Here is a 25,894-nt window from a genome sequence, read left to right as displayed (position 1 = left end):
GGCAGGCTTGCCGCGAAACCCTACTTCTGGTTCCACCTGCGTATCACCGGCTCGCTCAGATCGTGCTCATAGCCGAGGATGCTGAGGCTCGCGGTATCAAGTACGAAGTGCGCACCGCCTTCGGGTGGCAGACCGAGCCAGCGCGCGGCCAGCACGCGCAGGAAATGCGAGCTTGAAAACACCAGCACATTGCCCTCGATTGCCCGCAGCCCGGCGATGATCCTGTCGGCCCTGGCGCCAACATCCGCTACCGACTCGCCGTCGGGACAGCCGTCACGGAACAATTGCCAGCCGGGGCGCTGCACAACAATCTCCTTGGTCTTAACGCCCTCATAGGCGCCATAGTCCCATTCCTGCAGGTCGTCCTTCTTGACGGCAGCAGCGCCGAAGCCGGCAAGCGTGCAGGTGCTGAAGGCGCGCTGCGACGGGCTCGACCACACCGCCTGGAAGGACAGATCCTTGAGCCGGTCTGCCACGCCGCGAGCTGCCGCCTCGCCCTTTGCCGTCAACGGTATGTCGGTGCGGCCGGTGTGTTTTCCCGAAGCGCTCCACTCCGTCTCGCCGTGACGGACGAGGTAGATTTCGGGGTACGGATTGCTCATGCGCCGGCCTTTCGGTTTTACGTCCGCACCCTACCCGGGAGGGCCCGGCCAGCGCCAGCCACGTGCAGGCGGAAAAGGAAAGGCCGCAACCGAATCGGCTGCGGCCTTGTGCTCAAACGTCAGTGCCCGGAGCGGTCAAGCGGGCTGCAGATCGCCCGACAGCGCCAGGTCGGCTTCCTCGGACAATGTGCCGGCCATGGCGGCGGCGAACTTGGTCTGGTCGAGTTCGCCTTCCCAGCGCGCCACAACGATCGTCGCCACTGCATTGCCGACGAAGTTGGTCAGCGCCCGGCATTCCGACATGAAGCGGTCGACCCCTAGGATCAGCGCCATGCCGGCAACGGGTACCGTAGGCACGACAGAGAGCGTGGCGGCCAGCGTGATAAAGCCGGCGCCGGTGATGCCGGCGGCACCCTTGGAGCTCAGCATGGCAACCAGCAGCAGCAGAATCTGGTCGCCATAGGTGAGCGGCGTATCGGTCGCCTGGGCGATGAACAGCGCCGCCAGCGTCATGTAGATGTTGGTGCCGTCGAGGTTGAAGGAATAGCCGGTCGGGATGACCAGGCCGACCACCGAGCGGTTGCAGCCGGCGCGCTCCATCTTGGCCATCAGGCCGGGAAGAGCGGCTTCCGAGGACGAGGTGCCGAGCACCAGCAGCAGCTCTTCCTTGATGTAGCGGATCAAGGCGAGGATCGAGAAGCCGTTGTACCAAGCGACAGCGCCGAGCACGACCAGCACGAAGAGCAGCGACGTCAGGTAGAAGGTGCCGATCAGAAAGGCGAGGTTGGCAATCGCGCCGATGCCGTATTTGCCGACGGTGAAGGCCATGGCGCCGAAGGCGCCGATGGGGGCGGCCTTCATCAGGATGGCGACCAGGCGGAAGATAGGCGAGGTCAGCGCCTGCAGGAAATCGACGACCGGGCGGCCGCGCTCGCCGACCAGAGCGAGAGAGATGCCGAACAGCACCGAGAAGAACAGCACCTGCAGGATGTCGCCTTGCGCGAAGGCGCCGGTGATGGTGTCGGGGATGATGTTGAGCAGGAAGCCGACGATGGTCGTGTCATGCGCCTTCTCGGTGAAGGTGGCGACCTTCGAGGGGTCGAGCGTCGCCGCATTGATGTGCATGCCGGCGCCCGGTTGGACGACGTTGGAGACGACCATGCCGACGACCAGCGCCAGGGTCGAAAAGACCAGGAAATAGATCATCGCCTTGCCGGCGACGCGGCCAACCTTTTTCAGGTCGGAGACGCCGGCAATGCCTGTGGTCACCGTCAGGAAGATGACCGGCGCGATCACCATCTTGACCAGCTTGATGAAGGCATCGCCGAGCGGCTTCAGCGAAGCACCGAGTTCGGGATAGAAATGACCGAGCAGGATGCCGGCGGCGATCGCCGTCAGGACCTGCACGTAGAGATGACGGTAAAAGGGTAGCTTGCCGCGCGGTTCGGCGGCAGCGAATGCTGGCTGCATGACGTCCTCCATGGCGCCCCGATCGAAAGCTCGACCTCCCGGGGCAAGTTGTTTCCGCAGCCTCGCGACTGCTGTACTGGTCACTGCAACTGCCGTGCCAGACTGAGCGGCATTACCGTATCCATTGATTTTGTTGGAGATCTTTGTCGACCGAGCTGGTGCGCCGCAACCGCAAGTGCGGACATCCGCATGACTGAATTGTGCTTTGTGCGAAATCATGCACAAATAGGGAATGCTGCAACGCCCTGCCGCGGTCCTGTCGCCGACGCCCGAGCAACTCGGCAAACGCGCGCGTCGCGCCTGGCTGCTGTTTGCGGCGATCGCGCTGGTGATCGTTGCCACGGCGCTCACCGGCGCCGGCCTCTACTCGCGCCGCGCCGAGGTCGCGGCACTGGCGGCGCAAGGCCGCACCGATGCCAATCTGAAGGTTGCGTTGCTGCGCGCCGTGCTGGAAAGCCCGCGGGCGCTGCCGCTGCTCTTGTCCGAGGACCAGCAGGTGCATGACGCCCTGCAGAACAAGGGCGCTGTCACGATCGACGTGCTCAACCGCAAGCTCGAAGGGCTGGTCTCCGGCACCAAGGCTTCGGTGCTTTACGTCACCGGCGTCGACGGGTTTGCGATCGCCTCCAGCAACTGGCGCGAAACAACCAGCTTCGTCGGCAACGACTATGGTTTCCGCGCCTATTTCTCCGGCGCCATGCAATCGAGAACGGCCGAATATTTTGCGCTGGGCAACATCAGCAAGCGCCCGGGCCTCTATATTTCGCGTCGCGTCGGCAATGCGGCGGCACCGCTCGGCGTCGTCGTCGTTAAGATGGAATTCGACCAGCTTGAAGCCGACTGGCATGAGGCCAACCGGCCGGCCTATGTCAGCGACGACCACGGCGTCGTGCTGATCACCAGCGTGCCGTCCTGGCGCTTCATGACCACCGCGCCGCTGACCGGCCCGGTGGCTGCCGCCATCCGGAGCAGCCAGCAATTCGGCAACGCGCCGCTGATCCCCTTGCCGATCACACGCCCCGAGGCATTGAGCCCTGACGTGTCGATGGTGCATGCGATAACACCGGGCGGCAGCGATGCCGAATATCTCAGGCTTTCGACACTGGTCCAATCGACGCCATGGCGGCTCGATTATCTCGTGCCGGTCGAAGCGCCGATCGCGGCTGCGGTGCGTGAGATGCGGCTGCTGGCGCTGGGCGTCGTGGTGCCGTTGCTGGCGCTGGCCGGCTATCTCCTGTGGCGCCGTCAGTCGGCGCAGATGCGCATCGCTGCCGAACAGGCAGCGCGCATCGAGCTTGAGCGCCGCGTCGTCGAGCGTACGCATGACCTCAGCCTGGCGCGCGACCGGCTGCAGGCCGAGATCACCGATCACCGCAGCACCGAAGCCAAGCTGCAGGTCATGCAGCAGGAATTGGTGCAGGCCAACCGTCTTGCTACCCTCGGCCAGGTTGCCGCCGGGGTCGCGCATGAGATCAACCAGCCGGTGGCGACGATCCGCGCCTATGCCGACAATGCGCGTGTGTTCCTGGAGCGCAAGCAGACCGCCTCGGCCGAGGAGAACCTTGGCGCGATTGCCGCGCTGACCGAGCGCATCGGCGGCATCACCGAAGAGTTGAAGGTCTTTGCCCGCAAGGGGCGCACGGCAGCCGAACCGGTCGAATTGCGCGGCGTCATCGAGGGCGCCGTGGTGCTGCTCAGAAGCCGCTTTGCCGGTCGGCTGGACGCACTCGATATCACGCTTCCGCCGGTAACGCTCAAGGTGATGGGCAACCGGCTGCGGCTCGAACAGGTGCTGATCAACCTGTTCCAGAATGCGCTGGAAGCGCTGGACGGGCGCGACGGCGCCAGGGTGCAGGTGTCGGCCCAGGAGACGGCCGACGGCGTGGCGCTTGCCGTCGCCGACAATGGGCCGGGCATTTCGCCTGCCATCCTCAAGTCATTGTTCACGCCGTTCAACACCTCGAAGGAAAAAGGCCTCGGGCTCGGCCTCGTCATCTCGCAGGACATCGTCGCCGACTATGGCGGACGCATCGAGGTGGCGAGCGACCAGGCCGGCACGCGCTTTACCATTCACCTCGCCAGGGCAGCATGATGGACACCGCACCGGTCGTATTGATCGACGACGATAGCGAATTGCGGAGGGCCACGCGGCAGACGCTGGAACTCGCTGGTTTTTCCGTCTCGGCCTTTGCGGTGGCGAACGAGGCGCTGGCCGGGCTCGACGCCAATTTTCCCGGCGTGGTGGTGTCCGACATCCGCATGCCCGGCATTGACGGCCTGCAGCTCTTCGACCGCGTCTTGCAGCTTGATGCCGACATTCCGGTAATCCTGGTCACCGGGCATGGCGACATCGCGGTTGCGGTCAAGGCGATCAAGGATGGCGCCTACGACTTCATCACCAAGCCTTTCGCCGCCGACCGGCTGGCGCAAAGTGTGGCACGGGCGGCGGAAAAGCGCCGGCTGGTGATGGAGAACCGCGCCTTGCGCGAAAGCGCCGAACAGGCGCAGGACGGCCTGCCGCTGATCGGGCAGACGCTGGCGATGGAGCGATTGCGCCGGACGCTGCGGCAAATCGCCGATACCGATGTCGACGTTCTGGTGACCGGCGAGACCGGCTCCGGCAAGGAGGTGGTGGCGAGCCTGCTGCATCGCTGGAGCCGCCGCGCCAGGGGCAATTTCGTGGCGCTGAATTGCGGCGCGCTGCCGGACACGGTCATCGAAAGCGAGCTGTTCGGCCATGAGGCCGGCGCCTTCACCGGCGCACAGAAGAAGCGCATCGGCCGGATCGAGCATTCGAGCGGCGGCACGCTGTTCCTCGACGAGATCGAAAGCATGCCGGCCTCGACCCAGGTGCAGATGCTGCGGGTGCTGGAAATGCGCGAGGTGACGCCGCTCGGCACCAATGAAATCCGGCCGGTCGACCTGCGCGTCGTCGCCGCCGCCAAGGTCGATCTCGGCGACGCCAGCCGGCGCGGCGCCTTCCGCGAGGATCTCTACTACCGGCTCAATGTGGTGACGATCTCGATCCCGCCGCTGCGCGAACGCCGCGACGACGTCGCCCTGCTGTTCTTCTACTTCGCCGAGCGTGCAGCCGGCCGCTTCCGCCGGCAAATGCCAGCCGTGCCTGCCTCAGTGCACCGCCATCTGAGCCAGCACGACTGGCCGGGCAATGTGCGTGAACTCGCGCATTTCGCCGAGCGTTTCGTGCTGGGACTCGAGGAAGCGGCGCAAGCGCCACCTTCCGCCCCGGCGGAGCCGGATGACGCCAGCTCACTGCCGGAACGGCTGGAACGCTATGAAGCCAATGTCATCCGCGAGGCGCTTGGCCGCAATGACGGCGATGTCCGGCGCACGATTGAAGCGCTCGGCATTCCGCGCAAGACCTTCTACGACAAGCTGCAGCGGCACCGCATCGTGCGCAGCGATTTTTCCAGGTAATTCATTTTCCAGGTATTCAGGCGTGTGGACCCGAAAGCAGGGTAGATTTTGTGAACCGGCGCAAAAAAACCGTGGCAAGTCGGCATCAGAAAGTGTTGAAGACCGCATCGGCGGCCTTCGGCACGGCGCGATCCGGTTGCGCTCGGCAGATGTTGATGATTTGTTGCCGGTCAGCGGAGAATGAATGATGCGAGAACCTGTCGGTCAAGATGAATATGGATCGACCAACCCGTTCGATCCGGACGATCTGACGAATTTGAACGCGATCGGCCCGGCCATGGGCGGCGGCAACGACTTCGAGAAATACGCCGTTGCCGTGATCATCGTCTTCGGCGCGCTGATCATTGGCGGGCTGATGGCCGCTTCCATGACCTTTGGTCACCGGAACGGCTTCCTGTTTGCGCTTGGCGGCGCAACCGCGGCCTGGATATCGGGCAATGCGCTGCTCCTCGACCGTCCCCGCATCTACGCGGCGTTCGTCGTGATCGCGGCGCTGATGCTCGTCGGGTCGACGCTTACGCTCGTCCTCTGATCAATCTCTTGTTTTGATCAGTAGCCAATCGCCTCGCCGGATGCGGCGCGGCTGTCGATGGCGCCGTTGTAGCGGGCGCCGCCGCCCTTCTCGATTTCCGCCAGGCTCTTGCCGCCGACAAGAATGCCGGCCGCCTGACCCCAGGTAGAATCCGCGAGATCGAGGTGGTAGCCCATGCCGGCCAGCAGTTTTTCAGTGTCGGGCGACAGGCCGAACGGTTCGACATAGATCGTGTCGGGCAGCCATTGATGGTGGATGCGCGATGCGTCGATCGCCTCCTGGATGTTCATGCCGTGGTCGATGACGTTGACGATGGCTTCCAGCGTGATGGTGATGATGCGCGAGCCGCCGGGGCTGCCGATAACCATGAACGGCTTGCCGTCCTTGGCGACGATGGTCGGGCTCATCGATGACAGCGGCGTCTTCTTCGGCTGGATGGCATTGGCCTCTCCCTGCACGAGACCGTAGAGGTTGGGCACGCCAGGCTTCTGGGTGAAATCATCCATCTCGTTGTTGAGCAGGATGCCGGTGCCGTCGGCGACCACGCCGGCGCCGAACGAACCGTTCAGCGTATAGGTGACCGCGACCGCATTGCCGTCATCGTCGATGATTGAATAGTGCGTCGTTTCCTTCGACTCGCCGAAGCCCTTCGGCATCAAATCCTGCGAGACGCCGGCGCGGAACGGGTCGATCTTGTCGCGGATCTCCTTGGCGTAACCCTTGTCGAGCAGTTTCGAGACCGGATTGTCGACGAAATCGGGATCGCCGAGCGCCGAGTTGCGGTCCACATAGGCGTAGCGCATCGCCTCGACCATGACATGCACGGTCTCGGCCGAGCGGGCGCCGAGATAAGACAGCGGGTAGCCCTCCAGCACGTTGAGGATTTCGCAGATGATGACGCCGCCGGAGCTTGGCGGCGGCGAGGACGTGATCTCATAGCCCCGATAGGTGCAGCTCACCGGTTGCAGCTCGCGTACCTTATATTGCTCGAAGTCTGAGTTGGCCAGAATGCCGCCCTTGGCGCCGCTCGCCTTGACGATGGCGTCGGCGATGGCGCCTTTGTAGAAGGCGTCGGCGCCTTTTTCGGAGATGGCGGCGAGCGAGGCTGCAAGATCGGGCTGGAGGAGACGCTCGCCGGCGCCATAGGGTTTGCCGTCCGGCTTCAGGAAGATGGCGGCGGCGGCAGGGTCCTTCGCCAGCCGTGCGGCATTGCTCGCGAATGAAGCAGCGTCGCCCTGGTCGAGGATGAAGCCATCCTTGGCATAGGCAATTGCCGGCGCCATCAAATCCTGGCGTGGCAGCGTGCCATATTTTTCACGAGCCATCTCGAACCCTGCCACGGAACCAGGTACGCCGACCGCGAGGTAGCCATCAAGGCTGGCGCCCTTCACCGGATTGCCGTCCTTGTCGAGATACATGGTCTTGGTTGCCGCCAGCGGCGCGCGCTCGCGGAAATCGAGGAAGGTCGATTTGCCGTCCTTGAAGCGGATGGTCATGAACCCGCCACCGCCGATATTGCCGGCATTAGGGTAGACGACGGCGAGCGCATAGCCGACGGCGACCGCCGCATCGACGGCATTGCCGCCCTTCTTCAGCACCTCGACGCCGGCTTCCGACGCCAGATGCTGGGCGGTGACGACCATGCCGTGCTCGCCCTTCGCCGGTTGAGGCGAGGCGGCATGGAGCGCGCCGGATGGCGCGAGCGCAATTGCGAGCGAAAGGGTGACGCCAATCAGCGTCCGGCGGGTCAAGGGCATGGCGGTGCTCCAAGTGCGGTGTGCCTAGAAGAGCTACATGGAGCGCCCGAGTCCATCATCAATATGAGCGAACACATATTGGTGTTCGCCTGCCGGCAGAGGCAAGCTAATCTCCCCCCCTGTGGTGGAGATTAGCCAATCTCAAACAATCCCGCCTGACCCGCCCATAACCGCCGGCCGTTCCGCCGCGACCTTCGCCCGGTAGCCCGCCGCGCGATATGCGGCGACTGGATCGATGGCGCCGCCTGTGTTCAGCCGCGCCATGGCAAGGATCGGCTCGACATCGGTGCGGTAGGCAGCTTTTAGCGTCTGCGTCGCCATCAGCGCATCATTGCCGTCTTGGAAACCCTCGAGCGCCTTGCGGTCGACCAGCAGCGCCTGCGCATAGGCGCGCTGCACCTCGACTGCCGACAGCATCAGGCTTTCGATCGGGTCGGTGACGTTGTGGCTCTGGTCGAGCATGTGAGCGGGATCGAAACCCTCGGCGCCGGAAAGCTCGGCATCAACCAGTTCGTTGAAGACCAGGAACAGCCGATAGGGATCGATCGAGCCGGCATCGAGATCGTCGTCGCCATACTTCGAATCGTTGAAATGGAAGCCGCCGAGCTTCTTGAACTGGATCAGCCGCGACACGATCATCTCGATGTTGACGTTGGGCGCATGGTGGCCCAGGTCGACCAGGCAGTAGGCCTTGTTGCCCAGCTCCTTGGATATGAGGTAGTTAGTGCCCCAGTCCTGCACGACCGTCGAATAGAAGGCCGGCTCGTACATTTTGTGTTCGGTGAACAGCTTCCAGTCGGCGGGCAGTCCGGCATAGATCTCCTTCATCGCGTCGAGATAGCGCTCGAAGACTTTGGCGAAATTGACTTGGCCGGGGAAATTCGAGCCGTCGCCGATCCACACCGTCAGCGCTTTGGAACCAAGCGTCTTGCCGATCTCGATGCATTCCAGATTGTGCTCGACTGCCTGCCGGCGCGTGCCGGCATCGGCATGCGACAGCGACCCGAACTTGTAGGACAGTTTTTGGTCCCTGGCATCCGAGAAGGTGTTGGAATTCATGGCGTCGAAGCCGAGGCCGAAGCGCGAGGCGGCCTGCTTCAGCCGGTTCGGATCGGCCTTGTCCCACGGGATGTGCAACGAGACGGTCGGTGTCGCCTGCGTCAGTTGGCTGATGACGGCGCAGTCCTCGATCTTGTCGAAAATGTCGCGCGGCTCGCCGGCGCCGGGAAAGCGGGCAAAGCGTGTGCCGCCGGTGCCGACGCCCCAGGACGGAATGGCGACGGCGAATTTCTCGACCTTGCCGCGGATGGCGTCGATGGCGATGCCGCGACGGTCGAGGCGTTCCCCGAGCGAGGCGTAGTCGCGTTCGAGGTCGGGTTTGCGGGCGGCGTTGCTCTTTTCGACAACGTCAGCGGAGATGATGAATTCCGACACTGCTATTCCTCCCAATATTTGCTGCATCGGCGCTGCCCCGCCTGCCAGGCATTTCTCCCCGTAGACGGCAGGGCTATTGCATAAAAATTCTTACGAGGAGGACCCCCACCCTAGCCCTCCCCACAAGGGGGAGGGGACGCTGCCGCGCGCCCTTGCTATTTCCGCCCTTGCATCCAGACCTCGATAATTTGCAGAGGTCAGCGCCAGCGGGTCTCCCTCCCCCCTGTGGGGAGGGATTAAGGGTGGGGGTAGGTGCCGGGCAAACATTTCAGACAATGTCATATGCGATTGCCCTGCCTTGGACGAGAAAAAGCCTAGCGCGTAAAGCTCTGCGCGTTGCCGGCGTCGACGTTGATGATGTTGCCGGTGGATTTGGCCGACATGTCGGACGCCAGGAAATAAATCGCTTCGGCAATGTCTTCCGGAAACACCGAGCGCTTCAGCATCGAGCGCGAGCGGTAGTGTTCTTCCAGATCGTCGGTCGACATCTTGTAGGCGGCGGCGCGCTGTTCCTTCCACTCGCCGGTCCAGATTTTCGAGCCGCGCAGCACGGCGTCCGGATTGACGACATTGACCCGGATCTGGGCTTCGGCGCCTTCCAGCGCCAGGCAGCGAGCGAGATGGATTTCGGCGGCCTTGGCGGTGCAATAGGCGGCGGCGTTGGGTGACGCGGCAAGGCCGTTCTTGGAGGCGACGAAGACGACATTGCCGCCGATCTTCTGGGCGCGAAACAGCCGGAAGGCTTCGCGCGAGACCAGGAAATAGCCGGTCGACAATATGTCCATGTTCTTGTTCCACAGCGCCAGCGTTGTCTCCTCGATCGGCGCCGAGGAGGCGAGGCCTGCGTTGGAGACGAGAATATCAATGCCGCCGAACTCGACGGCTGTCTGGGCGAAGCCGGAAATCACCTGCTCCTCCGCGGTGACGTTGATCAGCACCGGCCGGACGAAGTCCTTGCCATAGGCTTTCGCCAGTTCGTCGTTGGCGTTGGCAAGTGCGGTCTCGTCGATATCGGCCAGCACGACGCAGGCGCCTTCGCGCAACAGGCGATTGGCGGTGGCGCGGCCGATGCCGCCGGCGCCGCCGGTGACCAGCGCGATTTGGCCGGCGAGCGACTTCGGCTTCGGCATGCGCTGCAGCTTCAAATCCTCGAGCAGCCAGTATTCGATGTCGAAGGCCTCCTGCGCCGGCAGGCCGACATAGGACGAAACGGTCGAGGCCCCGCGCATGACATTGATGGCGTTGACGTAGAATTCGCCCGAGATGCGCGCCGTCGCCTTGTCGCCGGCGAAGGTGAACATGCCGACGCCGGGCATCAGGTAGACCACGGCGTTGGGGTCACGGATCGGGGGCGAGTCCGGATGCTTGCAGCTGTCGTAATAGGCCTGGTAGCCGACACGGTACTCAGCAATATCGTCGGCGAGTCGGGCGATAACGGCTTCGACGTCGGGCTTCGCTGAGTCGAACTCGATAACCAGCGGGCGAATTTTTGTGCGCAGGAAATGATCCGGGCATGAAGTGCCGAGCGCCGCCAGCGGGCGCAAATCCCTGGAGTTGACGAATTCGAGCACGGCGGCGGAATCGTCGAAATGGCCGAGCTTGTGGCTCTTCTCCGAAATCAGGCCGCGGATCCTCGGCATCAGTCTCGCCGCGATGGCGCGGCGCTCAGCGGCGTCGAGCGATTTGACGACTTCGCCGCCAAAGATGGCGAGACCCTCGGAGCGGCGCTCGAACCATTCGATCGCCTGGTTGATGACCGAGATCGTCGTCTCATAGCACTCCTTGGGTGTGTCGCCCCAGGTGAACAAGCCGTGGCTTTCGAGGATGACGCCCTTGGCCTCGGGGTGTTCGACGCAGAATTTCTCCAGCCAGAGGCCAAGTTCGAAGCCCGGCCGCTTCCACGGCAGCCAGCCGATGGCGCCACCGAATATCTCCTTGGTCAACGCCTTGGAATCCTTGGCCGCGGCAATCGCGATAATGGCATCGGGATGCATGTGATCGACGAACGGCTTCGGCACATAGGCGTGCAGCGGCGTGTCGATCGAGGCCGCGCGCGGGTTGAGGTTGAAGGTGCAGTGGGGAAGATAGCCCACCATCTCGTCCTCATGCGCGACGCCACGATAGAGGCCTTTCAGCGCCTGCAGTTTGTCCATGTAGAGCGTGGCGAAACCGTCCAGCTTGATCGAGGCGCTGTCGCCGCCCGAGCCCTTGACCCATAGCACTTCGACTTCGGCGCCGGAGAGCGGGTCCTTCTGCCGGATCTTGGACGAGGTGTTGCCGCCGCCATAATTGGTGACACGCTTGTCGGAGCCGAGCGTGTTGGAGCGATAGACCAGAAGCTCAGGCTCGCTCAGCCCCTTGGCTTTCGCATCGTCCCAAAGGTTGGCAAGGCGCGAGCCGGAGCGCTTGTCGAGCATGATTATCCTCCCTGGGACGCAAAAGGCGCGGTCCATTTTGCCGGAAATGTCTACGCAAGCATCTCGGTTGTCAATCATAAACGATCAAGATCGATCATATTGCACTGCACAATGAAATTATATGAGCGGAAATGATTGACACTGGTGGTTTTCTAGTGCCTCATGACCATGCAGGGAGGAACCATGCACGAAAAAGAGCGCCACAGGATCATTCTGTCCGCCGTCCAGGAAAAGCCTGTGGTGACGGTGCAGGAGATGGTCGACCTGACGGACTCCTCCGAGGCGACGATCCGGCGCGATATCGCGGCTCTTCATGTGCAAAAGCGCCTGCGTCGCGTGCGTGGCGGCGCCGAGGCGATCTCGCCACCGCAGTTCATCGGCCTCGCCGGCCGGCCCTTTTCCGTTAACGAAACGCTTAACGCTTCGCAGAAGCGCGCGATTGCGCGCGAAGCGGTGGAGCTGTGCAAGGACGGCGAACCGATCATCATCAATGGCGGCACCACCACCTTCCAGATGGTGCATTTCCTGACCGGACGCCGCATGCCGATCTTCACCAATTCGTTCCCCATCGCCGAGCACCTGCTCAAGCATTCGAAGAACACCGTCATGCTGTCGGGCGGCACCATCTACCGCGAGCAGAACATCATCCTCTCGCCCTTCGACAATGACGTGACGCGTAATTTCTACGCGCGCCGCATGTTCATGGGCGCTCAAGGGCTGGGGCCGCTTGGCCTGATGGAAGGCGACCCGCTGCTGATCCAGGCGGAGCAGAAACTGATCGACCAAGCCGACGAACTGGTGGTGCTGGTCGACTCATCGAAATTCCGCCAGCGCTCGAGCCTGATCCTGTGCGGGCTGAAGCGCATCGCCACCGTCATCACCGATGACGGCATCGAGGATCGCGAAGCCAACATGCTGGAGGCCGCGGGTGTGACGCTGATCGTCGCCCGCAAGTCGGCAAAGGAAGAATCCTCGCTGCAGGCCTGAGGCCAACCGCAGCGACGATGGAATGCAACGCTCAAGGGAGGAAATACGATGAGCTTTCTGAAGAAATTGATGGTGACGGCCGCGTTCTCGGCCGCCATGTTCGTGAATGCCGCCTATGCCGAGAACGTCAAGATCGCGCTGGTGGTGAAGTCGCTCGGCAACGGCTTCTTCGACGCCGCCAACAAGGGTGCCGAAGAGGCGGCCAAGGAACTCGGCGATGTCGACATCATCTACACCGGCCCGACCAAGGCGACCGCCGAAGCGCAGATCGAAGTGGTCAATTCGCTGATCGCGCAGAAGGTCAACGCCATTGCGATTTCGGCCAATGACGCCGACGCGCTGGTGCCGGTGCTGAAGAAGGCGATGGAGCGCGGCATCACCGTCATCTCGTGGGATTCGGGCGTCGCCAAGGAAGGCCGCCAGCTGCACCTCAACCCGTCCGACACCGGCCTGATCGGCGAGACCATCATCAAGCTTGCCGCCGACTATCTGCCGGAAGGCGGCGAAGTCGCCATTCTGTCGGCTTCGTCGACCGCGACCAACCAGAACGCCTGGATCGACGCGGCCAAGAAAATCCTGCCGGAAAAATTCCCCAAGATCAAACTCGTCGCCACCGTCTACGGCGATGACGATTCGGCCAAGAGCACCGACGAAGCCAAGGGCCTGCTGAAATCCTATCCGAACCTCAAGGCGATCATCGCGCCGACCACCGTCGGCGTCGTTGCCGCTGCCCAGGTCGTCACCGACGCGAATCTGATCGGCAAGGTCAATGTCACGGGTCTGGCGCTGCCGTCGGAGTTCAAGAAGTTCATCGACAACGGCTCCAGCCATGCGGTTGCCCTCTGGAATCCGATCGACCTCGGCTACTCCGCCGTCTACCTCGCTCATGATCTGGCGGTGAAGAAGGAAGAGGCAAAGCCGGGCGCAACGCTGTCGATCGGCCGCGTCGGCAAGGTCACGCTCGATGACAGCAACTCGGCTGCGATGGCTCCGCCCTTCCAGTTCGACAAGTCCAACATCGAAAAGTTCTCCAAGATCTATTGATCTCGGACGTCTCGGACCAAGCGCGACGGGACCCAAAATCCCGCCGCGACTTTAAACGGACCTTGTTTCAGGGCTTGATACGGATATGGACACGACAGCCCAGCACGGCATTGCGAAGGAGGAGCCCACGGGTCCTGCCCCGCACCTGACGCTGTCCGGCGTCTCCAAAAGCTTTCCCGGCGTGCGCGCGCTGCATAATGTCAGCCTGTCGCTTTACCCCGGCCAGGTTACGGCGCTGATCGGTGAAAACGGCGCCGGCAAGTCGACGCTGGTCAAGATCATGACCGGCATCTACCAGCCGGACGCCGGCACGATCAGCATTGACGGCCAGGCCGTCACCCTGCCCAGCGCGCATGCCGCCTTCGGCCACGGCGTCACCGCCATTCATCAGGAAACCGTGCTGTTCGACGATCTGAGCGTCGCCGAAAACATTTTTCTCGGCCATGCGCCGCGCACGCGGCTAGGCACCATCGACTGGCGCACCATGCGAAAACACGCGCGCGAAGTGCTCGACACCATGCATGCCGGCCATATCGACGCCGATGCGCGGCTGAAAGACCTCGGCATCGCCAACAAGCATCTGGTAGCGGTTGCTCGCGCGATGTCGATCGATGCGCAGATCGTCATCATGGATGAGCCGACCGCAGCCCTTTCGATGAAGGAGATCGAGGAGCTTTTCCTGCTGATCGAATTCCTCAAGGAGGAACGCAAGGCGATCCTGTTCATCAGCCACAAGTTCGACGAGATCTATCGGATCGCCGATCGCTACACCGTGTTCCGCGACGGCGAGATGGTTGGCGAGGGCCTTATAAAGGATGCCGGCCAGAGCCAGATCGTGCGCATGATGGTCGGCCGCTCGGTCGACCACATCTTCCCGCAACGCAAGGCCGAGATCGGCGCGCCGGTGCTGTCTGTATCCGGCCTGTCGCACCCGACCGAATTCAGCGATATCGGCTTCGAGCTGCACGAGGGCGAGATCCTCGGTTTCTATGGCCTGGTCGGCGCCGGGCGGTCAGAGGTGATGCAGGCGATTTCAGGCATCACCCGCATATCGGGCGGCACGATCACGCTGGGAGGCAAGGTGATCACGCCGAAATCGGCGGCGGATTCCATCGAAGCCGGCATCGTCTATGTGCCGGAAGAGCGCGGCAAGCAGGGCGTGGTGATCGGCCTGCCGATCTTCCAGAATGTCTCGCTGCCTTCGCTGAAGCGCACCTCCAAATCCGGCCTGCTGCGATTGTCGGACGAATTCGCGCTCGCCCGCTCCTACACCGAGCGGCTTGACCTCAGGGCCTCCTCGCTCAGCCAGGATGTCGGCACGCTGTCGGGCGGCAACCAACAGAAGATCGTCATCGCCAAATGGCTGGCGACGGCGCCCAAGGTGATCATCCTGGATGAGCCGACCAAGGGCATCGACATCGGCTCCAAGGCCGCCGTGCACGGCTTCATGGCCGAGCTCGTCGCGCAGGGCCTGTCGGTGATCATGGTGTCGTCGGAACTGCCGGAGATTCTGGGCATGTCCGACCGCGTCGTCGTCATGCGCGAAGGGCTGGTTGCGGCGGTCTACGATAATAAGGGGCTGGACGCCGAAACGCTGGTCCGGACGGCAGCGGGGATCGCGGCATGAAGGCTCTCCTGAAATACCGCGAGATCTGGCTGGCAGCGGCGATCGTCGTTTTGATTGCTCTGATCTCGACGCGCTTCCCGGCCTTTGCCGACCCCGGCAATCTCGCCCAGGTGTTCAACGACACCTCGATCCTGATGATCCTGGCGCTGGGACAGATGGTCGTCATCCTGACCCGCTCGATCGACCTGTCGATGGCCTCCAACCTGTGCTTCACCGGCATGGTGGTGGCGATGCTGAACGCCGCGCATCCGGCGATCCCGATCCCGCTGCTGATCGTCATTGCGCTGGCCGTCGGACTGGTGCTCGGCGCCATCAACGGCCTGCTGGTGTGGCGGCTGAACATCCCTTCGATCGTGGTGACATTGGGCACGCTCACCATCTATCGCGGCGCCACCTTCGTCCTGTCCGGCGGCGCATGGGTCAATGCCGACAAGATGAGTCCTGAGTTCATCGGCTTCCAGCGCGCAGCTTTCCTGGGCATTCCGGTTCTGTCCTGGATCGCCATACTGGTCATCGCGCTGTTCTTCGTGGTGATGACGCGAACCGCGCTTGGCCGTTCGATCTATGCCATCGGCGTCAACCCGACGGCGTCGGTCTATGCCGGCATCGATGTCGGCCGAACCAAATTCATCGTCTTCTGCATTTCCGGCATGATCGGCGGGCTCGCCGGTTATCTCTGGATTTCTCGTTATGTCATCGCCTCGGTCGAGGTCGCCAATGGCTATGAACTCAATATCATCGCCGCCTGCGTCATCGGCGGCATTTCGATTGCCGGCGGCATCGGCTCGGTCGGGGGCGCGGTGCTCGGCGCGCTGTTCCTCGGCATCATCTCCAACGCACTGCCGGTCATCAACATCTCGCCTTTCTGGCAGATGGCGATTTCGGGCAGCGCCATCATCCTGGCCGTCGTGCTCAACGCGCGCGGCGAACGCCAGCAGGGACGGATCATCCTGAGGAAAGCGGAAGCGGCATGACCGACACCCCCGCCCCGCGCCACATTCCCGACCGGCTCGACAAGCCGCTCTCTTCAGCGATCTTTTCCTGGGAAGCGCTGCTGGTCGTCGTGGCCGTCGCCATCTTCGCCATCAACAGTTTCGCCTCACCCTATTTCCTAGATGCCTATTCGCTGTCGGACCTGACCTTCAATTTCACCGAAAAAGGCCTGATCGCCTTCGCCATGGCGCTGCTGATCATTTCGGGCGAGATCGACCTGTCGGTCGCCGCCATCATCGCGCTCGCCTCGACCATGATGGGCATGGCGGTACAGGCCGGCGCCGACACGCCGGTGCTGGTGGCTATCGGCATCGTCGTCGGGCTCGGTTGCGGCGCCTTCAACGGCCTGTTGGTGACGAGGCTCGGCCTGCCGTCCATCGTCGTTACCATCGGCACGATGAGCCTGTTTCGCGGCATTGCCTTCATCATCCTCGGTGACCAGGCCTACAAGGGCTATCCCGAGAGTTTTGCTTCCTTCGGCCAGGGCTATGTCTGGTGGGTGGTGTCGTTCGAACTGGTGCTCTTCCTCATCGCGGCCGTCGCCTACTGGTTCCTGCTGCATCGCACCAGCTTCGGCCGCCGTGTCTTTGCCATCGGCAACAATCCGGTCGCGGCACAGTTTTCCGGCGTTCGCGTCGGCCGCATCAAATTCATCCTGTTTTGCCTGACAGGGCTGATGGCCGGCATCGCCTCGGTGCTGATCACCTCGCGGCTCGGCTCGACGCGACCGTCCATCGCGCAGGGTTACGAGCTCGAAGTCATCACCATGGTGGTGCTCGGCGGCGTCAGCATTCTGGGCGGCTCCGGCAGCATTTTAGGCGTCGTGCTCGCCGCCTTCATCATGGGGCTGGTGACCTTCGGCCTCGGCCTGCTCAACGTGCCCGGCATCGTCATGTCGATCTTCATCGGCCTGCTCTTGATCGTCGTCATCGCGCTGCCGATCGTCTGGCGGCGGCTGCGTGGTAACGGCTGATGCCTGAGAAATACGCCTTCAAGATGCAGCTCAAACCCGGCATGAAAGCCGAGTACAAAAAGCGCCACGATGAGATCTGGCCGTCGCTGGTGGCGCTGCTGAGAGAGGCCGGCGTCGCCGATTATTCGATCCATCTCGATGAAGACACCTGTTCGGCGTGCTGTGGCGGCGCGACGACCATGGCATGGCCGACCTGCCGAAGCACCCGGTGATGCAGCGCTGGTGGGCGCACATGGCCGACATCATGGAGACCAGGCCGGACAACCAACCGGTGGCCATCCCCCTGGAAACAATGTTCCATATGGCATGAGTGCGCTGCGCCACATCGCCGTCATCGACATCGGCAAGACCAACGCCAAGGTGGCGCTGGTCGATCTCGTCACGCTGAGCGAGGTGGGGTTGCGCCGCATGGCGAACGCGCCGCTGCGACAAGCGCCCTATCCGCATCACGATATCGAGGCGCTGTGGACGTTTATCCTCAACAGCCTTGCCAGCCTCGACCGCGAACAGCGTATCGACGCGATTTCGATCACCACGCATGGTGCGACCGGCGTGCTGGTCGACGCCTCGGGCGAGCTGGTGCTGCCTGTCCTCGACTATGAGTTCGACGGCCCCGACAGGCTGGCTACAGAGTATAGTGCGATCCGTCCGCCCTTCATTGAGACTGGGACGCCGCGCCTGCCGCTCGGCCTCAATCTCGGTGCGCAATTCTTCTGGCTTGAGAAGCGTTTTCCCACCGAATTCGCCAAGGCCGCCGCGATGCTGATGTATCCGCAATACTGGGCGCTGCGCCTGACCGGCGTTGCCGCCAACGAGGTGACCTCGCTCGGCTGCCACACCGATCTGTGGAGCCCTTGGGAGGCGGACTTTTCCTCGATGGTCGACAGGCTGGATTGGCGCAGGCTGATGGCGCCGGTGCGGCCGGCCAGGGACCAGCTCGGCCCGATCCTGCCGGCGCTTGCCGCGCGCACCGGGCTCGATCCGCAGACCCCGGTATTCTGTGGCCTGCACGATTCCAACGCCTCCCTATTGCCGCATCTTCTGTCCGACGAGCCGCCCTTCTCGGTCGTCTCGACCGGCACCTGGGTGGTATCGATGGCGGTCGGCGGCAGAGAGATTGCGCTCGATGCTGCGCGCGACACGCTGGTCAATGTCAGCGCGCTTGGCGCTCCCGTCCCCTCGGCGCGGTTCATGGGTGGCCGCGAGTTTTCCCAGCTGACCAAGGACAAGCCGCAGGACTGCAGCGGCAGCGAGGTGCTGGCCGTTCTGACCGGAAAAATGCTGCTTTTACCTTCTACGCAGCAGGGATCGGGACCGTTCCCGCACCATGCCGCGGAATGGCTTGATGCCGACGGCATCAGCAAAGGCGAGCGGTTCGCCGCCATTTCCTTCTATCTGGCACTGATGACGGCGACCTGCCTCGAGCTGATCGGCGCCGACGGCCCGACCACCGTGGAAGGACCGTTTGCCCGCAACCGCCTCTTTGTCGGCATGCTGGCGGCAGCGACCGCGCGAATCGTCATCGCCTCCGAGGCCGCCACCGGCACCAGCATCGGCGCGGCGCTGCTGGCAACGGATCAGTCCGTGCCACACGGCAAGGGCGAGAGAACTGAACCGCAGACCGACCCAGTCTGGGCGGCCTATGTCACCGCGTGGCGCGCGGCAGTCGACGCGCAAGGCTGATCACAAGATCCGCTTCCCAAAGGCCGACATGACGAAGTTGACGGCGTCGGCGCCGATCCGCGGCTCCAGACCGGCGGTCAGTCCGGAAACATCCATCGACAGCAGGCCGCCGGACAGCGAGATCGCCTCCATTGCCTGATGCGTCTCGCGCACCGTCAGCCCGCCCGAGCCCGCAGCCCAACCGGCAAATTCGGTCGCCGTCGGCGAATAGCTGACGTGAAAGCCCTGCGTGCCCGACGTCGCGATGCGGATCGCCTCATGCATGAGGTCGCGCATGCCCATGGCGTCGATATCGGTCATGGTGAAGGCCGAGACGCGCGAATCCTTGAGCACCCTCGCCTCGGCAGGATCGGCATGGCGCAGGCCGACGATGACGACATTTTCCGGCGACAGCTGCGGCTGCAGCGCGCCGGGCTTGTGATCGAGACCGAGCGCGCGGGCCAGCACCGAGACTTCAGGCATGTCTTCGGCCTCCTCGTCCTCGGGCATCAGGGCGGCGAGGGAATCGATCCAGATCAGGCCGAAGGAATGCGTGGCGCGCGCCGTTGCGGTCAGCGCCTTGTGGGCGATACGGCGATCTGCGCCGGCGGCGAGACGGACGAGGCCCGAGGGCGGCCGCTCGACGTCGGCGAGTTCGACCACGTCGAAATTCATTGCCTCCAGCCGCGCGCCGGTTCCCTCGCGGGCGATAATCCCGCCGGCTTCCGGTTCGGCCGAGATCGACACCATCTTGCGGCCGGAGAAATCCGCGACGTCGTGCATCGGCGCCTTCTCGACATATTCCGAGGTCATCGCCAGAAGCATGGCGCCATAATTCATGCGGAAGGCGACACGGTCGCCGACGGTAGGTCGCGGATCGGCATCCTGCACATCGAGCAGCAGATGGTCGCTGGAAGCGCCGAGCACCCTCACCCCCTTGGCGATCGGCGTCAGCCCTTCGACCAGCACGTCCTCGCGGCCTATATTGGCGATGGCGCGCAGCCGGTCGCCCTCGTCGGCGAAGACCGGCTGGTTGCCGAAGGCGTCGTAGCCGGATGTGCCGATCGGCCGCGAAGGCTTGAGTTTGACCTCGATGATGTCGCTGGTCAGCCGGCAGGCATCGGGTTCGAGTTCGGGCCACGGCACGTCGCGAAAGGTTTCGACACCGCCTTGCAGGATCGCCTCGCCCACGCGCAGATTGTTGATGCCGGGCGGCAGCTTGCCTTCGAGCAGCAGCGTCAGCGATGACGAGGCGCCGCCGGAAATGAAGTCGAGGCTTTTGCCGGACAGGCGCTCAGTCTTGTAGGCATGGGCGACGAGTTGGCCAAGGTTCTCCGGCGTCGGCATTATGGCGCCGAAGCAGCCGAGATTGGTGCCGATGCCGGCGATGCGCACGCCCTTGAATTGTAGGATCTGCTCGACGGTGGGGATCAGGTCGCTTGGCCAGATGCCTTCGCGGAGATCGCCGAGATCGATCATCAGCATGATATCGTGGACGCGGCCCATGCGCTCGGCAATGCGCGATATCTCGCGGATGGTGGTCAGTTCCGACTGCAGGCTGATGTCGACGGTGCGCACGACCTCCTCTACGCGCGCCATGGGCGGGCTGCGCAGCAGCATGACCGGCGCATTGATGCCGCTGTCGCGCAGCCGGCGGATGTTTTCGAAGCGCGATTCCGCGATGCCGGCAACACCGCCGCGCAGCATGGCCCGCGCCACCTGCGGCATGCCGCATGTGCCCTTGGTGACACCGAATACCTTGATATTAGACAATGCGCAGCGTTCGACGATGGTGCGGGCGTTGCGCTCGATGCGGCCAAGGTCGATAGCGACTTGCGGTCCCGACATCGCTCAGCTCCCGTAGACCAGCCCTTGGGGGTCGATCTCCGGCTTGCGGCCGGCGACGAGGTCGGCCAGGAACTTGCCCGAGCCGCAGGCCATCGTCCAGCCGACATGGCCATGCCCAGTGTCGAGATAGAGGTTGCGATATTTGGCCTGACCGATGACCGGCACCGAGTTCGGCATCATTGGTCGCAGACCTGCCCACAACAGCGCCTTCTTCTCGTCGAAAGCGCCAGGGAAAAGGTCTTTGCCGGTGCTCAGCATGGACTTGAAGTCGCTGGGCTTGAAGCTGCGGTCGAAGCCGGTGAACTCGGCTGTCGAGGACATGCGCAGGCGGTTTCCGAGCCTGGAGTAGCCAACCAGCCGGTCCTCGTCGGCGCCGCCCATGGTCGGTCCCTTGCTCTCGTCCTCCAGCGGGATGGTCGCGCTATAGCCTTTAACCGGATAGACGGGCAGGTCGATACCGTAGCGGCGACCGATCAGGCCGCTCTCGGGGCCCATGGCGATGACGACGGCGTCGCCCGTCACCGGGCCGGCCGATGTCATGACCGCACGTACCCAGTCGCCCTCTATGTCGAGCCCCTCGACCGTGGTGTCGAACAGGAATCTGACGCCGAGCTTTTCGGCGGCATAGGCGGCCAGCCCATCGACGAATATCCTGGAATCGCCGGTCTGGTCGATTGGCGAATAAACGCCGCCGGCGATCTTTTCCTTCACTCCGGCGAGCCCGGGCTCAAGTTCGACCAGCCGGTCGCGGCCGACGATCTCGATCGGCAGGCCATGCTTCGCCAGAAACTGGTAGTTGTCGGTGCCGGTGTCGAGACTGTGCTGCGAGCGGAAGAAATAAAGAATGCCCTTCTTGCGCTCGTCATAGTGGATGCCGGTGGCGTCGGAGAGCGCGTTGATGCAGTCGCGCGAATAGAGCGCCAGGCGCAGTTTGACCTGGCTGTTGGCGCGCAGGCGCGCCACCGTGCACTGGCGCAGGAAGCGCAGGCTCCAGGCGAGGAAATAGGGATCGAAGCGCAGCCTGACCTTGATGCCGAGATCATGGTTCCAGAGCGCGCGCAGGAAGGTCTTCAGCGCCGCCGGGGAGGCCCAGGCGGTGGCGTCGCCCGGCGACACCAGACCGGCATTGGACTGGCTGGTGCCGCGCGCCGGCGCCGGATGGCGCTCGATAACGGTGACCTCATGGCCGTCGGCGGCCAGATAATACGCGGCCGCGGTACCGACAACACCGGCTCCAAGCACCGTTATCTTCATGCCACCCCCTCTTCGCGGCGCAGCGCCTCCACGCCGCATCGCCAATGCCTTCAATAGCGCTTCGCCGCGCGCCTTGCGAGCCCTCGGAAGTGCCCGGCTCAGCCTCGCGCGGAGTTCTTGCCGGTGAGGATGCGCTCCCAGGCGAGCGCATCGGCGACGATCTGGTCGAGGTCGTCGCGTTGCGGGGTCCAGCCGAGTTCGGCGCGTGCAAGGTCCGAATTGGCAACCACGGCGGCGGCGTCGCCGGGGCGCCGGTCGCCCATCTTGACCTCGAAATCCCGGCCGAAGGCGCGCCGCACGCTGTCGATGACCTCGAGCACCGAATAGCCGTGGCTGTAGCCGCAATTGGCGACGAGGCTGCCGCCGCCGGCGCGCAGGCGCTGCAGCGCCAGCCTGTGGGCCGCGGCCAGGTCGCTGACATGGATATAATCGCGCATGCAGGTGCCGTCCGGCGTCGGATAATCGGTGCCGAACACCTGCATGAATGGGCGTTTGCCGAGCGCGGTCTCGCAGGCGACCTTGATCAGATGCGTGGCGCCAGGCGTCGACTGCCCCGTCCGGCCCCTGGGATCGGCGCCGGCGACGTTGAAGTAGCGAAGCGCCGTGTAGCGCAAGGGATGCGCAAGCGCTGCATCGCGCAGCATCCATTCGCTCATCAGCTTGGACAGGCCGTAGGGCGATTCCGGCGCCAGGCGGGCATCCTCGCGCACCGGCTCTAGGCCGGCGCCGCCATAGACGGCGGCGGTCGAGGAGAAAATGAAATGCCGCACGCCCTCGCGCACGGCGGTTTCGATCAGCGTGCGGGTCTTGGAGGTGTTGTTCTCGTAATAGGCGAGCGGATTGGCAACCGATTCCGGCACCACGATGGAACCGGCGAAGTGGATGATCGCGTCGACCTTGTTATCCCGGATGATCTGGCCGACCAATTCCCTATCGGCGACATCGCCGACGACAAGCTTGGCTTCCGGCGCTACCGCCCATTCGAAGCCCGTGGAAAGGCGGTCGAGAACGACGACGCTCTCGCCGGCATCCAGCAGTTCCCAGACCATGTGGCTGCCGATATAGCCGGCGCCGCCCGTTACCAAAACCGTCATCCGCGTCCTCTTTTACTCATGATTTATCGGAAACTGTCTCAATCACCGCCTTACTGGAAAGCCTGCGGCAAGGCCATTAGAAACGCCTGAATGTTAAATCCGTAACAGTCTCACCGGCCTGTGGCATCGTACGGAAACAAAATTGATCCACATCAAGGGAATAGGCCACGATCTGGCATCGTTAGGAACAGGCTTGGGGCGTGGCATTTTGACCAAAACGGCCCGGTGGACGACGAATGGGCCAACGATTATGATCCCGCGCAAAACTGGGAAGGCGACATGAACTATCAGCGGTTCTTCGAGGAAGCGATCGACCAGCTCCACGCCGAGCGGCGCTACCGGGTTTTCGCCGATCTCGAGCGCATTGTCGGCAAGTTTCCGCGCGCCATCTGGCGTTCCAACGGTCGCGCCGAGGAAATCACCGTCTGGTGCTCCAACGACTATCTCGGCATGGGCCAGAACCCCGATGTCATTGCCGCGTTCCAGAACGCGGCCGGCAAGATGGGTTCGGGCGCCGGCGGCACCCGCAACATTTCCGGCACCTCGAACCCGCTCGTCGAGCTCGAGCTGGAACTGGCCGACCTGCACGACAAGGAAGCGGCGCTGGTCTTCACCTCCGGCTTCGTCTCCAACGAGGCCTCGATCTCGACCATTGCGCGGCTTTTGCCCAATTGCCTGATCATTTCGGACGAGCTCAACCATGCCTCGATGATCGAAGGCGTACGGCGCTCGGGCGCCGAAAAGAAGATTTTCCGCCACAACGACGTCGCGCATCTCGAAAGCCTGCTGCAGGTGGCGGGCCGCGAACGCGCCAAGCTGATCGTGTTCGAGAGCGTCTATTCGATGGATGGCGACATCGCGCCGATCAAGCAGATCGTCGAACTGGCCGAACGCTACAACGCCATGACCTATATTGACGAGGTCCATGCCGTCGGCATGTACGGACCGCGCGGCGGCGGCATCACCGAGCGCGAGGGGCTGGCCGACCGTATCGACATCATCGAAGGCACGCTGGCCAAGGCGTTCGGCACGCTGGGCGGCTATATCGCCGGCAACAGCGCCGTCATCGACGCGGTGCGCTCTTATGCGCCGGGCTTCATCTTCACCACGGCGCTGCCGCCGGCCATCGCCGCCGCCGCCACCACGTCCATCCGCCACCTCAAGCGGTCGCAAGCCGAGCGCTATGCGCAACAGCGCCAGGCGTTGCGGACCAAGGAGGTTCTGTCTGCCGCCGGCCTGCCGGTTATGGACTCGCCGACACACATCGTGCCGGTGCTGGTCGGTGACCCCGAACTCTGCAAGATGGCCAGCGACCGTCTGCTCGGCGTGCACGGCATCTACATCCAGCCGATCAACTATCCGACCGTGCCGCGCGGCACCGAGCGGCTGCGCATCACGCCGACGCCGTTCCATACCGATACCCTGATTGCGGGACTGCAGGACGCGCTGGTCGAGACATGGGATGCGCTGGGCATTCCCTACGGCTCCGCCGGACGGCCCAGTGTCGCCAAGAGCGACCGGATTGTGCCGCTGCTTGTGCCGAAGTCGGGCGGCTGAAGCCGCCGCCCATTCACCTCAAACCGTCCTCATCCATCCCGCCAGCCGGTGTGCCGCTTCCTCGAGTTGGTCGAGGCGGCGGTGGAAGCACAGGCGCAAAAACGCCTCTCCGCCAGGGCCGAAGGCGGTGCCCGGCGCCAGGCCGACATTGGCCTTGTCGACGATGTCGAAAGCAGCCCGGCGCGGATCGGTGATGCCGTCGACCGTGAAAAACAAATAGAACGCGCCTTGCGGCACGGTGAAGCGCGCTTTGCCGGTTGCGCCGAGAATATCGCAGACCAGGTCGCGCGCTTTCCTGGCGCGCTCCACCTGCTCGACGATGAAGGCATCACCGTGGTCCAGCGCCGCGACGGCGCCGCGCTGCATGAACTGGGCGACGCCTGAGGTCGAATACTGGATCAGGTTCTCGAACACCTGCTGCAGCTCGGGATGGGTCTTGATCCAGCCGACGCGCCAGCCGGTCATCGCCCAGTTCTTGGAAAAGGAGTTGACGAACAGGATGCGGTCTTCCGCGGTCGAAATGTCGAGGAAGGACGGCGCACGGCCGTGGCCGTAGTGGAACAGCGAATAGATCTCGTCGGCGATGATCCACAGGCCATTTTGGCGGGCGAGATTCAGGATCGCCTGCAGCGTTTCCTTATCGGCCGTCCAGCCGGTGGGGTTCGATGGCGTGTTGACGAACAGCGCCTTGGTGCGCGGCGTCACCGCAGCCGCAATTTTGTCGACATCGCAGGACCAGCCATTGCCCGACTGGTCGAGCGTGACCGCAACCGGGGTAGCGCCGGAAATACCGGCGGCGGCGGCGAAATTCGGCCACGCCGGGGAGAGATAGACCACCTCGTCGCCGCTGCCGGCGACCGCGGCTAATGCCAACTGAATGGCATGCATGCCGGAACCGGTGGCGATGAATTCCTCTTCGGCGAAGCTCTTGCCGAAATGCCTGGCATAGTAGCGAGAAAGCGCTTGCCTCAGCTCCGGAATGCCTTTCTGCCAGGTATAGAAGGTCTCGCCATTGGCGAGCCCCTTGGCGGCGGCTTCCGAAATGAAGGCAGGCGTCGGCAAATCGCCTTCACCGGCCCAGAGCGGGATCATGCCCTCGCGCGTACGGCCGTAATTGACGACGGCGACAATGCCGCTTTCGGGGGCGGCCACCGCTTCGGCGCGCAAGCTATCGATCAGGGTCATGACAGGTCCGTTTTGATGTC

At 63.5% G+C, this 25,894-nt stretch carries 19 protein-coding genes and 1 pseudogene; 11 read left to right on the top strand and 9 right to left on the bottom strand.

What is annotated here, in order from left to right; translation table 11 throughout:
- Window positions 1–20: 20 nt before the first annotated feature.
- Window positions 21–602: a histidine phosphatase family protein gene (locus tag NKJ76_RS10210; RefSeq protein WP_023669670.1), complete on the bottom strand. Its 582-nt coding sequence runs from the start codon at window positions 600–602 to the stop codon at window positions 21–23.
- A gap of 135 nt (window positions 603–737) precedes the next feature.
- A complete protein-coding gene (locus tag NKJ76_RS10205) occupies window positions 738–2,072 on the bottom strand; it encodes a dicarboxylate/amino acid:cation symporter (protein ID WP_023669669.1) in 1,335 nt (444 codons plus the stop codon).
- Between the two features lie 232 nt (window positions 2,073–2,304).
- On the opposite strand from NKJ76_RS10205, the gene NKJ76_RS10200 reads away from it, so the two are divergent.
- The 3 genes from NKJ76_RS10200 to NKJ76_RS10190 all read left to right on the top strand — a co-directional run bounded on the left by NKJ76_RS10200 (window position 2,305) and on the right by NKJ76_RS10190 (window position 6,042).
- A complete protein-coding gene (locus tag NKJ76_RS10200; protein ID WP_023669668.1) occupies window positions 2,305–4,164 on the top strand; it encodes a sensor histidine kinase in 1,860 nt (619 codons plus the stop codon).
- Window positions 4,161–5,510, top strand: coding sequence for a sigma-54-dependent transcriptional regulator (locus NKJ76_RS10195; protein ID WP_023669667.1), 1,350 nt, complete (start codon window positions 4,161–4,163; stop codon window positions 5,508–5,510). The genes NKJ76_RS10200 and NKJ76_RS10195 overlap by 4 nt, the downstream gene beginning before the upstream one ends.
- 184 nt (window positions 5,511–5,694) lie before the next feature.
- Window positions 5,695–6,042, top strand: coding sequence for a hypothetical protein (locus tag NKJ76_RS10190; RefSeq protein WP_032885862.1), 348 nt, complete (start codon window positions 5,695–5,697; stop codon window positions 6,040–6,042).
- Between the two features lie 17 nt (window positions 6,043–6,059).
- Here NKJ76_RS10190 and ggt read toward each other — a convergent pair whose 3' ends face one another.
- The 3 genes from ggt to NKJ76_RS10175 form a co-directional block, all read right to left on the bottom strand.
- Window positions 6,060–7,799, bottom strand: a complete 1,740-nt coding sequence (gene ggt / locus NKJ76_RS10185; RefSeq protein WP_023669665.1) for a gamma-glutamyltransferase — start codon at window positions 7,797–7,799, stop codon at window positions 6,060–6,062.
- A 141-nt stretch (window positions 7,800–7,940) separates the two neighbouring features.
- The gene (gene rhaI, locus NKJ76_RS10180) at window positions 7,941–9,260 is read right to left on the bottom strand and encodes an L-rhamnose catabolism isomerase (protein ID WP_352537333.1); all 1,320 of its coding nucleotides are present in this window, start codon (window positions 9,258–9,260) and stop codon (window positions 7,941–7,943) included.
- A 287-nt stretch (window positions 9,261–9,547) separates the two neighbouring features.
- Window positions 9,548–11,650 carry a bifunctional rhamnulose-1-phosphate aldolase/short-chain dehydrogenase gene (locus NKJ76_RS10175; RefSeq protein ID WP_352537332.1) on the bottom strand — a complete coding sequence of 701 codons (2,103 nt, stop codon included), beginning with the start codon at window positions 11,648–11,650 and terminating at the stop codon, window positions 9,548–9,550.
- A gap of 183 nt (window positions 11,651–11,833) precedes the next feature.
- Here NKJ76_RS10175 and NKJ76_RS10170 point away from each other — a divergent pair, with 183 nt between their 5' ends.
- The 7 genes and pseudogenes from NKJ76_RS10170 (at window position 11,834) to NKJ76_RS10140 (ending at window position 18,957) form a co-directional block, all read left to right on the top strand.
- Entirely contained in the window at window positions 11,834–12,637 is an 804-nt protein-coding gene (locus tag NKJ76_RS10170) for a DeoR/GlpR family DNA-binding transcription regulator (RefSeq protein ID WP_023669662.1), read from the top strand.
- Window positions 12,638–12,685: 48 nt separating this feature from the next.
- Complete coding sequence (gene rhaS, locus NKJ76_RS10165) at window positions 12,686–13,681, top strand: rhamnose ABC transporter substrate-binding protein (RefSeq protein ID WP_352514537.1); 996 nt, start codon at window positions 12,686–12,688, stop codon at window positions 13,679–13,681.
- A gap of 85 nt (window positions 13,682–13,766) precedes the next feature.
- Window positions 13,767–15,308 (top strand): sugar ABC transporter ATP-binding protein, encoded by a 1,542-nt coding sequence (locus NKJ76_RS10160; RefSeq protein ID WP_352537331.1) that lies wholly within the window; start codon window positions 13,767–13,769, stop codon window positions 15,306–15,308.
- Window positions 15,305–16,282: an ABC transporter permease gene (locus NKJ76_RS10155; RefSeq protein WP_352537330.1), complete on the top strand. Its 978-nt coding sequence runs from the start codon at window positions 15,305–15,307 to the stop codon at window positions 16,280–16,282. The genes NKJ76_RS10160 and NKJ76_RS10155 overlap by 4 nt, the downstream gene beginning before the upstream one ends.
- Window positions 16,279–17,274 (top strand): ABC transporter permease, encoded by a 996-nt coding sequence (locus NKJ76_RS10150; protein ID WP_352537329.1) that lies wholly within the window; start codon window positions 16,279–16,281, stop codon window positions 17,272–17,274. The genes NKJ76_RS10155 and NKJ76_RS10150 overlap by 4 nt, the downstream gene beginning before the upstream one ends.
- Window positions 17,274–17,584: pseudogene (locus tag NKJ76_RS10145) on the top strand (L-rhamnose mutarotase). The gene NKJ76_RS10150 and the pseudogene NKJ76_RS10145 overlap by 1 nt, the downstream one beginning before the upstream one ends.
- A complete protein-coding gene (locus NKJ76_RS10140) occupies window positions 17,581–18,957 on the top strand; it encodes an FGGY-family carbohydrate kinase (RefSeq protein WP_352537328.1) in 1,377 nt (458 codons plus the stop codon). Before NKJ76_RS10145 ends, NKJ76_RS10140 begins: the two are co-directional and overlap by 4 nt.
- On the opposite strand, the gene NKJ76_RS10135 is transcribed toward NKJ76_RS10140, so the two are convergent.
- The 3 genes from NKJ76_RS10135 to galE all read right to left on the bottom strand — a co-directional run bounded on the left by NKJ76_RS10135 (window position 18,958) and on the right by galE (window position 23,132).
- A complete protein-coding gene (locus NKJ76_RS10135; RefSeq protein WP_352537327.1) occupies window positions 18,958–20,784 on the bottom strand; it encodes an alanine racemase in 1,827 nt (608 codons plus the stop codon). It lies immediately after the preceding gene.
- A gap of 3 nt (window positions 20,785–20,787) precedes the next feature.
- Entirely contained in the window at window positions 20,788–22,038 is a 1,251-nt protein-coding gene (locus NKJ76_RS10130) for a D-amino acid dehydrogenase (RefSeq protein WP_023715345.1), read from the bottom strand.
- Window positions 22,039–22,136: 98 nt separating this feature from the next.
- Window positions 22,137–23,132: a UDP-glucose 4-epimerase GalE gene (gene galE / locus NKJ76_RS10125; RefSeq protein WP_352537326.1), complete on the bottom strand. Its 996-nt coding sequence runs from the start codon at window positions 23,130–23,132 to the stop codon at window positions 22,137–22,139.
- A gap of 279 nt (window positions 23,133–23,411) precedes the next feature.
- Between galE and hemA the strand changes: the two genes are divergently transcribed.
- Window positions 23,412–24,689 carry a 5-aminolevulinate synthase gene (gene hemA, locus NKJ76_RS10120; RefSeq protein ID WP_352537325.1) on the top strand — a complete coding sequence of 426 codons (1,278 nt, stop codon included), beginning with the start codon at window positions 23,412–23,414 and terminating at the stop codon, window positions 24,687–24,689.
- Window positions 24,690–24,707: 18 nt separating this feature from the next.
- Here hemA and NKJ76_RS10115 read toward each other — a convergent pair whose 3' ends face one another.
- Window positions 24,708–25,874: a pyridoxal phosphate-dependent aminotransferase gene (locus NKJ76_RS10115; RefSeq protein ID WP_023696681.1), complete on the bottom strand. Its 1,167-nt coding sequence runs from the start codon at window positions 25,872–25,874 to the stop codon at window positions 24,708–24,710.
- Window positions 25,875–25,894: the final 20 nt, after the last annotated feature.

Origin of the sequence: Mesorhizobium sp. M0029, from assembly GCF_040323735.1 — a bacterium.
Lineage (GTDB): Bacteria > Pseudomonadota > Alphaproteobacteria > Rhizobiales > Rhizobiaceae > Mesorhizobium.
The sequence above is the reverse complement of the archived record's forward strand: the minus strand, read 5'-3'. Positions and strand labels throughout refer to the sequence as shown.

What these genes read in the sequence shown, in the direction of transcription:
- rhaS (WP_352514537.1), top strand. Translation starts at nt 12,686, where the DNA reads ATGAGCTTTCTGAAGAAATTGATGGTGACGGCCGCGTTCTCGGCCGCC.
- NKJ76_RS10195 (WP_023669667.1), top strand. Translation starts at nt 4,161, where the DNA reads ATGATGGACACCGCACCGGTCGTATTGATCGACGACGATAGCGAATTG.
- NKJ76_RS10135 (WP_352537327.1), bottom strand. Translation starts at nt 20,784, where the DNA reads ATGTCGGGACCGCAAGTCGCTATCGACCTTGGCCGCATCGAGCGCAAC.
- NKJ76_RS10130 (WP_023715345.1), bottom strand. Translation starts at nt 22,038, where the DNA reads ATGAAGATAACGGTGCTTGGAGCCGGTGTTGTCGGTACCGCGGCCGCG.
- NKJ76_RS10210 (WP_023669670.1), bottom strand. Translation starts at nt 602, where the DNA reads ATGAGCAATCCGTACCCCGAAATCTACCTCGTCCGTCACGGCGAGACG.
- NKJ76_RS10170 (WP_023669662.1), top strand. Translation starts at nt 11,834, where the DNA reads ATGCACGAAAAAGAGCGCCACAGGATCATTCTGTCCGCCGTCCAGGAA.
- ggt (WP_023669665.1), bottom strand. Translation starts at nt 7,799, where the DNA reads ATGCCCTTGACCCGCCGGACGCTGATTGGCGTCACCCTTTCGCTCGCA.
- rhaI (WP_352537333.1), bottom strand. Translation starts at nt 9,260, where the DNA reads ATGCAGCAAATATTGGGAGGAATAGCAGTGTCGGAATTCATCATCTCC.
- NKJ76_RS10205 (WP_023669669.1), bottom strand. Translation starts at nt 2,072, where the DNA reads ATGCAGCCAGCATTCGCTGCCGCCGAACCGCGCGGCAAGCTACCCTTT.
- NKJ76_RS10190 (WP_032885862.1), top strand. Translation starts at nt 5,695, where the DNA reads ATGATGCGAGAACCTGTCGGTCAAGATGAATATGGATCGACCAACCCG.
- NKJ76_RS10140 (WP_352537328.1), top strand. Translation starts at nt 17,581, where the DNA reads ATGAGTGCGCTGCGCCACATCGCCGTCATCGACATCGGCAAGACCAAC.
- hemA (WP_352537325.1), top strand. Translation starts at nt 23,412, where the DNA reads ATGAACTATCAGCGGTTCTTCGAGGAAGCGATCGACCAGCTCCACGCC.
- galE (WP_352537326.1), bottom strand. Translation starts at nt 23,132, where the DNA reads ATGACGGTTTTGGTAACGGGCGGCGCCGGCTATATCGGCAGCCACATG.
- NKJ76_RS10150 (WP_352537329.1), top strand. Translation starts at nt 16,279, where the DNA reads ATGACCGACACCCCCGCCCCGCGCCACATTCCCGACCGGCTCGACAAG.
- NKJ76_RS10175 (WP_352537332.1), bottom strand. Translation starts at nt 11,650, where the DNA reads ATGCTCGACAAGCGCTCCGGCTCGCGCCTTGCCAACCTTTGGGACGAT.
- NKJ76_RS10200 (WP_023669668.1), top strand. Translation starts at nt 2,305, where the DNA reads ATGCTGCAACGCCCTGCCGCGGTCCTGTCGCCGACGCCCGAGCAACTC.
- NKJ76_RS10155 (WP_352537330.1), top strand. Translation starts at nt 15,305, where the DNA reads ATGAAGGCTCTCCTGAAATACCGCGAGATCTGGCTGGCAGCGGCGATC.
- NKJ76_RS10160 (WP_352537331.1), top strand. Translation starts at nt 13,767, where the DNA reads ATGGACACGACAGCCCAGCACGGCATTGCGAAGGAGGAGCCCACGGGT.
- NKJ76_RS10115 (WP_023696681.1), bottom strand. Translation starts at nt 25,874, where the DNA reads ATGACCCTGATCGATAGCTTGCGCGCCGAAGCGGTGGCCGCCCCCGAA.